Consider the following 10,407-nt stretch of genomic DNA (forward strand, 5'->3'; position numbering starts at 1 on the left):
TGTCATGAAAACGGCAGAGATCATCCACTTGGAGCTGCAGCGAAACATGGCGCTGCTGGGTGTCGCGAGTATTGACGCGATATCGGTCGATCATCTGCGCCGGAAAAACTGATAACATCCGCAATTCGTAACGCAAATGGGAAAAGTCTGTTTCGGCGCCTCTTACTGGTAAACGCCGTCGATGATTTCGCAGCCCTTGGCCGACAGTTCCTTGTCGATCCAGTCCGTGTTGAGCGTGCCGGCCTTGATCGAAGCCATCTTCTCTTCTTCGGCTGCGTGTTTTTTGCGCGCCTTGGCAGCGATATCGGCAGCATCGGCCGGACGCACCACAACGATCCCATCATCATCTCCGACGATGATGTCACCGGGATGGACGACAACGCTGCCGATGGAAACGGGCACGTTGATTTCACCCGGACCATCCTTGTAGGGACCTGCCGGCGTAACGCCCGCTGCAAAGATCGGGAGATCCATTTCGCGCAGCGTCGCCAGATCGCGGATCGCACCATCGATGATCACGCCGCCGAGCTTCTTGCGCACCGCAGTCTGCATCATCAGCTCGCCGGTAATGGCATTGGTGAGATCGCCATGCGCATCGAACACGATGACATCGCCCGGCTGCGCCATGTCCAGCGCCTTGTGCAAAAGCAGGTTGTCGCCGGCGCGGCTTTTTACCGTGAATGCAGGTCCGAGCACATTGCCCTTTGAAATTTTCGAAATGCGGGCATCAAGCTGCGAGGAGCGATTGAGGCAATCGCCGATATTGGCCGCCGGCACACCACGAAAACCTTCGATCAGCGACGGTTCCGGACGGTTGATTTGGGTGAAGATACGAAATCCGACATTGGACATCTTTTGATCCTTTCTGGAGCGCTTAACGGGCGAGAACGGCGAAAATGTCGTGGTAATCGGCCGGTGGCTGCGCATTGAAATGTTCACGGAAACCCTGGCTTACGCACCATGCGAGCTTGTTCTTGGTGGCAACCGACATGGTGGCATCGACATCGAGGCTGTTGAGTGTGGCGATGACCTCGTCCATTTCGTGCTCGCGCCGCTCGGCATGGATGACGCCACGGGCAATCAGATCATTGACCTGCTTCAGGAAATCGCCACCGGTGATGGTGTCGCGGATCGAAACGAGCACGTCGTCTTCGAGGCCGAACTTGCGTCCTGCGACCACCGCCTCCAGAAGCAGCATCACATAGCCCTTCATGAAAATGCTGCGGAACATTTTTGAAGCCGATGCCTTGCCGGCCGGACCTTCGAGCGCGGTCACCTTGGCCCCAAAACCGTTGAGATACTCAGCGATTTCCTGGGCGCCTTTGCCGGCGGCCAGCATCGGCACTTTGTGGCGGTTGCCGGGCACGGTGCCCATGACGGCCACATCAACAAAAGTGGCATGATGAGCGATGATCTTTTCGACCTCGACCTTGGTATCCGGCCCGGCCGAATTGAGATCGACATAGATCTGGTCCGGGCGCAGCGAAGATGCCACCTGCTGAGCGACCGGCACGGCCATGTTGGCACTGATCGAGCAGACGACGATATCGACTTTGCCGATCAGGTCTTCGGCGGAGTTTTCCAGCACCACGCCTGCGCGCTCGGCACGTTCTCGCACCACTGCGCCATAAGGCTCGCGCTGCCAGCCGGCATCGAATGCGCGGATACCGCTCAAACCCTCGTCGCGCAGACCTTCGGAGATATTGAATGAGGCTTCGCCGAAGCCGAGAAAGCCAATGGTTTTCATACTATGTTTTGTCCTTTTGTGATTTGAACGCCCCCGATCAGATCGGGAGCACGCCGGTCAAAATGGCGACGACAAGGAAGATGAAGAACATCGGGATGGAGTATTTGAAGAATTCCTTCTGGTACTCGGCGAAAGACATCTCCGTGCGGTCCATCAGTAGGAACAGCCATGCGACGGTCGGAGAGCCGTAGCGGATCGCCTGCCCCATGAAGGAGGCCATGCCGATCTCGTGTGGTGTCAGGCCGTATTTCGCTCCGATCGGTGCGATCACCGGCAGGATCCCGAAATAATAGGCGTCGATAGGCAGCGCGTAGCAGGCGATCGCACCGACAAAGGCGAAGATCAGACCGATATGGCCGCCCAGCGATTCCGGGATGAGGTAGGTGAGCGTCTCGGCGATGGCAGTCGACATGCCGCTACCGTTGAGCACGCCGAGGAAGAAGCCCGCCGCGATGATGATCGAGGTGACGGCGATTGCATCACCACCATTTGCCGTGATGCGTTCGCGTTGTTCGGCAGCGGAATAGTTGGCCGCCAGCGCAATGGCCGTGGCGATCGTGAAGGCAAGCGCACCGCTGACCCAGCCCATCAGTACGGCAACCAGGGTTGCGACGGTCAGCGCCAGATTGAAGAGGAAAAGGCGCGGACGCTTCAGTTCCTTGTCATTGTCGAGAATGACATTGACCATCTCTGCGATCTGGGCCGGATCGAGCTGCTCGGACGACTTCGGATCGTAACCGAGACGTTTGCGCTCCTTCTTCCCCATGAAATAGGCAAGCACGAAAATATAGATCAGCGACACCGCCAGAATGGGCAGGATCTGGATGAAGAGCTCGTTGACCTCGACCTTCAGAACGGCCGCGGCGCGCACCAGCGGACCACCCCATGGCAGGCAGTTGCCAAGCCCGGTCGGCAGGATGATCAGCATCGCCAGATTGGAGAGCTTCATGTTCATGCGGCGATAGAGCGGCACGAAGGCGCTGGTGATGATGAGAATGGTCGTGGTGCCGTCGCCGTCCAGCGTGACGACCGAGGTGACGAAAACCGTAACCATCAGCACCTTGAGCGGATCGCCCTTGGCGCGTCGAATGAGGAAGGTGCAGAGCGGATCGAAAAGCCCGACATTCATCATGATCGAGAAATACATGATCGCGAACAAGATCATGATCGTCGGGTTGATCGTGCCGAGGCTGACCTTGCCTGCCTGGTTGACGGTATAGAACAGGCCATCACGGAACCAGCCAAAGATCGGCTCTATCGACCCGACGTTCCAAAGCGCTGCGGCACCGCCGAACACGATGGAAACGGCAACGAGGCCTGCGAATACAGAAATATGTTTCCTGATCACGAGAAGCAGGAATGACGCTATCATCAGATAGCCAAAACTGGCGATCAAAGTTTCCTCCCAGCGACTCTCCGTCGCCATCTTCCAGACTATGGATCAGCTGCGGTTCCTCCCGGTGATCCATAACTCCCGATTTTGAATCATTTTCCGGCAGGTGTTCTTCCTCCGGCGAAGGGAATATTGACGTTGCGTTTTGCTAAGTCTATTTGCAAATATTCAACGTCTCATAACTGTGAGTTATCGATGGACATCCGCGACATCCGCTATTTCCTCAAGGTTTCGGAACACGGTCATCTGGGTAAGGCGGCGGAAGAACTGCATATTTCGCAGCCCGCCTTGTCGAAATGCATCCAGCGGCTGGAAGCGATTTACGATGTGCATCTATTCGAGCGCGCCGGACGCGGCATTGCCCTGACGGAGGCCGGGCACCTGTTGCGCGAACGGTATCAGTTGCTTGAACAGGATTTGCTCGACATACGTCGTGAGGTGTCGTCTTACAGCAGCGGGATTGCCGGCACCGTGCGCATAGGCTGCTCTGGCTCGATCGCTTCGTTTTTCCTGCCGTCGGTCTGTCGCGCAATGCAGGAACGGGCGCCGGACCTCAAGGTTCTGATCCGTGTCGGCATGGACGACGCATTGGAAGATGCTCTGCGGGCAGGCGCGATCGACGTCATCATCGTGCCGGACCGCAAGGAAATCTCCGACGGGCTGATCGTATCGGCGCCGCTTCTGTCGGACACGGTGGTTGTTGTTGCCCGCGAAGGGCATCCTCTGGCCGGACGAACATCGACACTTTCCGAACTGCTACAGTTCGGCTGGGTTTTGCCGACACCGACAGTTTCTATCCGCCAATGGCTCGAAAAGGTATTTGCCGATAAGGGTCTGCCAGCCCCTCAGCCAACGGTGACCGCTGCACCGCTGGTACCCGCCCCCTATATCCTTGCGGAAACAGACTTGCTGAGCTTCATGTCACGGCGAAACCTGACAGCCCGGCGCCCGCTCGTGGAACTGGTGAACGAGCAAACCACGATGCATCGACAGTTCGTCATCAGCCATCGCGCACGCAGCTTTGTATCGCCTGCGGTCCGATATTTCGTGACGTTGCTGCAGCAGGAAGCACGCGATCTATAGGATATTAAAGTATGTGCTTGCAGTGGGTTTAGGTGGTTTAGCGACCTATTCATCCCGGGTCTTGAATGGGTTCGAACCGGTGACCCATTATTGTGATGAATGGGCTTCAGGAAAATCGCCGATTCTCATATTCAGCGGCTTGATCGTCCTAAAGGGATCTGATCGGAGCACCGTCGAGCCACGCCAGTATGTTCTCGACAGTCTCTCGATAGAAAATCCGGAACGATCGCTCGGTGACAAAACCGATATGGGGTGTCGCAATCACATTGGGAAGCGATATCAGGCGGTGCCCACGTTGAACAGGTTCGTGGTCGAACACATCTATGGTGGCACCCGCAATCTTGTTGTCGGTGAGAGCTGCAACGAGTGCATCCTCATCGACGAGCGGGCCACGCGACGTGTTCACGAGCCAAGCCGTCCGCTTCATCAGAGCGAGTTCGTCACGACCGACCACACCTCGCGAGCGATCGGAGAGGACGAGATGGAGGGTGACCCAATCTGACCTCCGAAGCAGCTCCTCCTTGTTTACACGGGTGACACCTGCGGCTCGGGCCGTTTCTTCCGTCAGGTTCTGGCTCCATGCAATGACGTTCATGCCGAACGCCGTCCCGACGCGCGCAATCTGCGATCCGATCCGGCCAAGCCCAATAATGCCAAGCGTGCTGCCATTGAGGTCACGACCGACTGTCGTCTGCCATCCTCCGGACTGAAGAGACTCCACCTCGGCAGGGATCTGCCTTGCGGCAGCCAGGATTAGCGCCCAGGTCAGCTCAGGCGCGCCGCTGCCATTGGCTCCGGTGCTCGACACCGTGATATTGAAATCGCGAGCGGCCTCAAGATCGATCGACGCATTCCGGGCGCCTGTGGATGCTATAAAGCGAAGGCTGGGCAAGCGCTCAAGCACTGATCGCGGCAGTGGGGTTCGCTCGCGCATCACGCAGATTGCGTCGAACGGCTCCAGCCGGGCGACAAGTGCCTCCGCATCCGCCACGTGATCATTAAAGACAATGACATCCGCTCGTGCCTGGACGGCAGACCAGTCCGCAGTCTGCAGAGCAACGTTATGGTAATCGTCCAAAATCGCGATCTTTGTCATTCAGTCCTCTCGGCTTTTCCGATCAGTTTACTCGGCGATCTTGACGATCAACTTGCCGAAATTCCCCCCGGACAGCATGCCGATGAAGGCTTCTGGCGCATTCTCGAGACCGTCGACAATGTCCTCCCGGTACCTGATTTTGCCTGAAGCCACCTGTGGGCCGACTTCATTCAAAAACTCGTCAAAATGATCAGCTGCGAACTCGGTCTGAATGAAGCCACGAACAAGGAGGCTCCGTCTAAGGATCGTCGACATGGTCGCCGGCAGCTGGTCGGTATCGGCGGAACCTGACCCATTGTAGTGCGCGACGAGACCGCAGACCGGAACGCGGGCAAACTGGTTGAGAAGCGGCAAGACGCCATTCCAGACGTGCCCGCCAACGTTTTCGAAATAAACGTCGATACCGTCGGGACAAGCAGCCTGCAGATCCGAAGCGAAGCTGTCCGAGCGGTGATCGACCACAGCATCGAAGCCAAGTTCGTCCTTCACGAAAGCGCATTTCTCAGGACCGCCGGCGATGCCGATGGCTCGGGCTCCCGCAAGTCTTGCAAGCTGACCGACCATCGATCCGACGGGTCCGGAAGCGGCTGCAACTGCAACAATCTCTCCCTGCCTGGGCTTTCCGATGAATTTCAATCCGCTCCAAGCCGTGAAGCCAGGCATGCCAAGCGAACCGAGCGACGTCGTAATCGGCGCACCATGGGTCTCGACGCGCCGAAGCTGATCGCCGTTGATCACGGCACCGCTGCTCCACCCGGTACGACCACGGACTAAATCGCCAGGCGCAAAGTCATTGTGTCGCGATTTGACCACTTCGGAAATCGCCTCCCCTTCCATCACGCCACCGACGGGAACCGGCGCTGCATACGACTTGGCATCGCTCATGCGGCCGCGCATGTAGGGATCGAGGGAGAGATAAAGTGATCTGACAGTGACGTCGCCTTCGTTAGCCTCTGGAAGATCGAACTCCTCCAGACGAAAGTTATCCTGTCCTGGCTGACCGGTCGGCCTGCTTGCTAGGACGATGTGGCGAGCTGACGTCATGAACTACTCCTTGATGTTTCATGCGAATGTCTGATCTAGGGAAAATCGAGTGATTTCCAAGGCGAACAGACAGATACTGACTGAGAGATGATGCGGATTGCGAACAGCAGAGCACTGCGACTGCGACGTTCGGTTTGATTAGAAAAGCCCGAGATCCGACATCAGACGCGATCGGATTGCGTCAGCGGCTATGCCCACTCGTGGCCTGGGCCGCGCAATTTCCACGGAGGTGACGGACTTGATTTCTCCAGGACGTGGGGACATCACGATGACGCGGTCGCAGAGATGGATCGCCTCGTCGATGTCGTGTGTGATCAGGACGATCGACATCTTCCGGCTTTGCCAGATCCGGATGACCTCATCCTGCAACTGCATCTTCGTCAGAGCGTCCAGGGCAGCAAAGGGTTCATCAAGCAGAAGTAGTGATGGTCGTGAGGTCAAAGCGCGGGCCAGAGCCGCACGTTGGGCCATGCCACCAGAGATCTGGTGGGGAAACTTCGTCTCGAACCCAGCCAGTCCAACCAAGGCAAGATTGCTCGCGACGAGTTCCTGCTTTTCACCTGAGGGCATTCGGGTTTCATGGATGGAGATCGCAACGTTTTGTTCGACCGTCAGCCAAGGGAAAAGGCGCGGTTCCTGAAATACCACCCCTCGTTCGAGTCCCGGGCCAATAACCTCCCGGCCATCCAGCGTGATGCGTCCGTCGAAATCACGATCCAGTCCAGCGATCAGCTTGAGCAATGTGGACTTGCCGCACCCGCTCCTGCCAACGATGCCAAGGATTTCCCCCTCACCCACATTGAACGAGATATCCCGCAGAACTTCCGTAGTGTCTCCTTTGGCCTCATAGGACTTGGAGACGCCCTCCACGGTCAGACCGCCGTCCTTCAGATCAATAGGAGGAATTATTGCACGGTTAGTGATCTGATCCATCGCAAGCGCTCCTTAAACCGTCGCCACCCGCCGCCAGCGGGTCACATATCGTTCGATGCCTCCGATCACCCCGTATTCGAGTAGTGCCATGACCCCTGCGAAACCGATCGTCCATGCAAGGACACCGGCCACATTCATGGCGCTGTATTCGGTATTCAAGCGGTAGCCGACACCGCTCGACAGACCGAAAATCTCGACAAGTACGATAACCTTCCAGCCCATGGACAGGCCGATGCGAATTCCGTTCAAAAGGAATGGCGTGAGCGTGGGAAGGAAAAGGAACCGTAGCCGGGACCAGATGGAAAGGCGGTAGACCGCGGTTATCTCCTGGAGATCGGCATTCACTGTCTTTATGCCCTGCGCGATGCTCAATGTCAGGGGCGGAGAAAGGCTCAGCGCCACTGCGAGAGTGGATGTCGTCAGCGAAATGCCAAACCAGGTGACGCAGAGAAGCGCCCATACCAGGCCGGGCACGGTAAGCCCGATCAGGATCGCTGGCTCGAAGAACTGTCGGGCGTATCGATTGCGCCCCATGCAGATGCCAAGGATAAGCGACACGACAAACGCAACCAGAAATCCGAGCGCCACCCTTCCAAGCGTGATCGCCATGTGGCTGAAAAAAATGCCGCTGGCGAAGATGGCGACCAGTTCCGTCGCCACCTCTGCCACATCCGGGACCAATGGATTGGCCAGGCGCCGCGCCATCACTTCCCAGCCCAGCGTCAGCAGAGCAAGGAAAGTGATGGGCAGCCCCAACGCCCCAAGGACGGAATGGCTAGAGAACCCGAGTGTAGCTGTAGTTCGGCCGGCTCTCGACGATCTTGAGATCGATCGCGACTTCGAGCTGTCGATTGAAGTCATTGATAACAGCCTCATTCCATTCCGTTGCATAGACCCTCGGAAGACGCTCTTCGAGAAGCGTGAGAAGCTCCTCGGATGAGTTCTTCAGACCCATCCCAGCCTGTATTGCAGGATCTCGGATGAGCGACGGTTCTGAAACAAACCGCTTGTTTACCCCGAGCGTCATCTGCGCAACGCGCCGAGCTGTCTCTTGGTTTTCGTCGACCCACCTGGCGGACGCGGATACACCGACAAGCGAAAGCGTGGCGCTGTCGCCGGTCGCATCTCGCCACTGATCCGCTACCTGCGCGATCTCGCGATGCCCCTGCGCAATCAACTGCGTCGAGACAGGCTCGATCGAAATCACGGCATCCACGTCACCTCTGTTGAACAGGGCGACATTCGATACCGACGGCCCGAATGAAACCTGAAAATCCTTCTCCAGGTCCAGCTTGTGGAGGGCCGCGGCCATTCGAGCATGCCGATAGGTGTCGCTCGTCGGCAATTGCGTCGCGATGCGTTTGCCCTTGAGGTCCGACGGATGCTGGTACGGACTGTCGCCCTTCACGATCCATGACCCGTGATTGTTCAGGCGTGATCCGAAAATCACGAGTTCCGCGCCCTTCTGTGCAGCTTCTGCCAGGCCGAGCGCGCCGAACGGACCGCAATCGAGCGCTCCGCTGATGAGCAACATCTGGAACTGTCCTGGGGAGCCATCAATCCAGTCGATATCGAGTCCGGGATCGAGTTCGGGGAATTTCGCAACGAGGTCGTCCTGGATCGTGCCTGCGGTACCCGGTCCGGCCTTGCTCATGCGGACTGGCAAACGGTCTGCCGCTCTGGCGATCGCCGGCGAAAACAGGCCCGATGTGACGGCAGTTGCTGCCAGACCCATCATCACCTGCCGACGGCCCAATGCAGGGCCGCCGATGTTTCCGATTTTCTGGAACGACGTCATCAGGCAACGAGCCTTTTGTATTCGCTCGTTCCCTTTGTCAGGTTCCAGGTCTTCATCCATTCGTAGGTGTAATCGAAGCGCTTTTCATCGAGCGGCCGCGAGTGTGCGTAATGGACGAAATGAGAGGCGAGTTCCTCTGGAGCAAGCCGTCCATTAAGTTCTGCGACGACGTGATGCTTGTATCTGTTGAAATCGGCCCGAATTAGATCCGCTGCCGCGTTGACGGACGCGACATACGTCTCGCGCTTGTCGGCCGGCACGTCCGGAGATATCACCTCGGCCCCGCGGTAGAAATTGACCGCAACGATATGAGCGCCTTCCTTCAGCGCCAGGCTGATGAATGGTTCCATGATCGCGATTGCCTTGAACTTGCCGTCCTTGAGAGACTGGTAGCGCTCATGGGGCGGGCCAGCGTGCTCGACGATGATCGTGTCGCGCGGGATGGCACCTTCCAGAAGCTGGAGGGTCGTGTAGTGGGATCCGGTCAGTTCGTTGATACCGACGGCGACGTTCTCGAGATCACGCGGCTCCTGGATATCCTCGTCGAATGTGATGATCGCCTGCGCCGCGACCGCCGGCCGCAATCCGAAGACCTGGCTGCCACGGCTGCTCTTTTCCGAACGGTCGAGGCCAGCCCATTCGCAGAGATTGTAGGCCGATGCCACACCCGCTTCATAGAGCGCCTCTTTCTGACGCTTGAACGGATCCTGGGATGAACTCGCCGGATCGTACTTGTCGACGAACTCGACTTTCAAGCCGTTCTTCTCGAAGATACCCTCCTCAAGGGCGACATAGATCGGGAGATCGAAAACGGGGCCGTTGGGTGATATTGTGAAGCGGTAAAGCGTGTCGGACATCGTAGGCTCCTCTGATTTGACCGCGAAACCGTATCCCTTAGGCTACTACTCTATAGGCATAGTCGTCTAAATTTCCGTCATTGGCGAGGTTTGTTTTTTGTTAAATCAGGAGGTGGTTGCGCAATGCACCCTTGGACACCTTGATCCACGATGATGAATGTTTAGTCGCGGCTGCCACTACCGTCGTGCGAGTTTGATCCGCTCCTAGCCTGACCCGGGCTCATTCGTCTCGGCGATCGGCACCATCTCGCGGTCGGCCTCCGCGGCAAAGAGCGGTAACGTGGGAGTTGTCACGTTATCGAGCGGTGATCGAACTACGCCTGCGGCTCTCCGAGATCAGGCAATCGCGCCCGTCACGGCTTTCCAATGCGCTATTGCGCGGGTGCGGTGAATATGCGTGGCCAGGGCGGATCGTTTGTGATGCGGGGTGACGAAGAGATTTCGGAGCGCCGAGAA

Annotated in this window: 11 protein-coding genes and 1 pseudogene; 2 read left to right on the forward strand and 10 right to left on the reverse strand. The window is 57.6% G+C overall.

Translation table 11 applies throughout. From position 1 onward, the window contains the following. Nucleotides 1–4 precede the first annotated feature (4 nt). Nucleotides 5–112: a hypothetical protein gene (locus JZX87_RS26510; RefSeq protein ID WP_286195088.1), complete on the forward strand. Its 108-nt coding sequence runs from the start codon at nucleotides 5–7 to the stop codon at nucleotides 110–112. A 50-nt stretch (nucleotides 113–162) separates the two neighbouring features. Here JZX87_RS26510 and JZX87_RS26515 read toward each other — a convergent pair whose 3' ends face one another. The 3 genes from JZX87_RS26515 to JZX87_RS26525 are packed head-to-tail and all read right to left on the reverse strand — an operon-like array spanning nucleotide 163 to nucleotide 3,143. Next, a complete protein-coding gene (locus JZX87_RS26515) occupies nucleotides 163–852 on the reverse strand; it encodes an RraA family protein (protein ID WP_206828877.1) in 690 nt (229 codons plus the stop codon). A 22-nt stretch (nucleotides 853–874) separates the two neighbouring features. Further along, nucleotides 875–1,747, reverse strand: a complete 873-nt coding sequence (locus JZX87_RS26520; RefSeq protein ID WP_206828878.1) for an NAD(P)-dependent oxidoreductase — start codon at nucleotides 1,745–1,747, stop codon at nucleotides 875–877. Between the two features lie 37 nt (nucleotides 1,748–1,784). Continuing rightward, nucleotides 1,785–3,143 carry a CitMHS family transporter gene (locus tag JZX87_RS26525; protein ID WP_206828879.1) on the reverse strand — a complete coding sequence of 453 codons (1,359 nt, stop codon included), beginning with the start codon at nucleotides 3,141–3,143 and terminating at the stop codon, nucleotides 1,785–1,787. Nucleotides 3,144–3,335: 192 nt separating this feature from the next. Here JZX87_RS26525 and JZX87_RS26530 point away from each other — a divergent pair, with 192 nt between their 5' ends. Beyond that, nucleotides 3,336–4,223, forward strand: a complete 888-nt coding sequence (locus JZX87_RS26530; RefSeq protein ID WP_183687510.1) for a LysR family transcriptional regulator — start codon at nucleotides 3,336–3,338, stop codon at nucleotides 4,221–4,223. A gap of 148 nt (nucleotides 4,224–4,371) precedes the next feature. Here the strand turns inward: JZX87_RS26530 and JZX87_RS26535 are convergent, their stop codons facing one another. The 7 genes and pseudogenes from JZX87_RS26535 to JZX87_RS26565 form a co-directional block, all read right to left on the reverse strand. Further along, the gene (locus tag JZX87_RS26535; protein WP_206828880.1) at nucleotides 4,372–5,319 is read right to left on the reverse strand and encodes a D-2-hydroxyacid dehydrogenase family protein; all 948 of its coding nucleotides are present in this window, start codon (nucleotides 5,317–5,319) and stop codon (nucleotides 4,372–4,374) included. A gap of 27 nt (nucleotides 5,320–5,346) precedes the next feature. Beyond that, the gene (gene curA / locus JZX87_RS26540; RefSeq protein WP_206828881.1) at nucleotides 5,347–6,363 is read right to left on the reverse strand and encodes an NADPH-dependent curcumin/dihydrocurcumin reductase; all 1,017 of its coding nucleotides are present in this window, start codon (nucleotides 6,361–6,363) and stop codon (nucleotides 5,347–5,349) included. A gap of 138 nt (nucleotides 6,364–6,501) precedes the next feature. Next, on the reverse strand, nucleotides 6,502–7,296 hold the full coding sequence (locus tag JZX87_RS26545) for an ABC transporter ATP-binding protein (protein ID WP_206828882.1): 795 nt from the start codon (nucleotides 7,294–7,296) through the stop codon (nucleotides 6,502–6,504). 12 nt (nucleotides 7,297–7,308) lie between these two features. Further along, entirely contained in the window at nucleotides 7,309–8,001 is a 693-nt protein-coding gene (locus tag JZX87_RS26550; RefSeq protein ID WP_206828883.1) for an ABC transporter permease, read from the reverse strand. Nucleotides 8,002–8,071: 70 nt separating this feature from the next. Beyond that, a complete protein-coding gene (locus JZX87_RS26555) occupies nucleotides 8,072–9,094 on the reverse strand; it encodes an ABC transporter substrate-binding protein (protein WP_206828884.1) in 1,023 nt (340 codons plus the stop codon). Next, a complete protein-coding gene (locus JZX87_RS26560) occupies nucleotides 9,094–9,951 on the reverse strand; it encodes an ABC transporter substrate-binding protein (protein ID WP_206828885.1) in 858 nt (285 codons plus the stop codon). Before JZX87_RS26560 ends, JZX87_RS26555 begins: the two co-directional genes overlap by 1 nt. A gap of 336 nt (nucleotides 9,952–10,287) precedes the next feature. Beyond that, a pseudogene (locus JZX87_RS26565) lies at nucleotides 10,288–10,407 on the reverse strand (IS6 family transposase); the annotation flags it as partial.

Source organism: Agrobacterium sp. Ap1, assembly GCF_017313375.1.
Lineage (GTDB): Bacteria > Pseudomonadota > Alphaproteobacteria > Rhizobiales > Rhizobiaceae > Neorhizobium > Neorhizobium cellulosilyticum.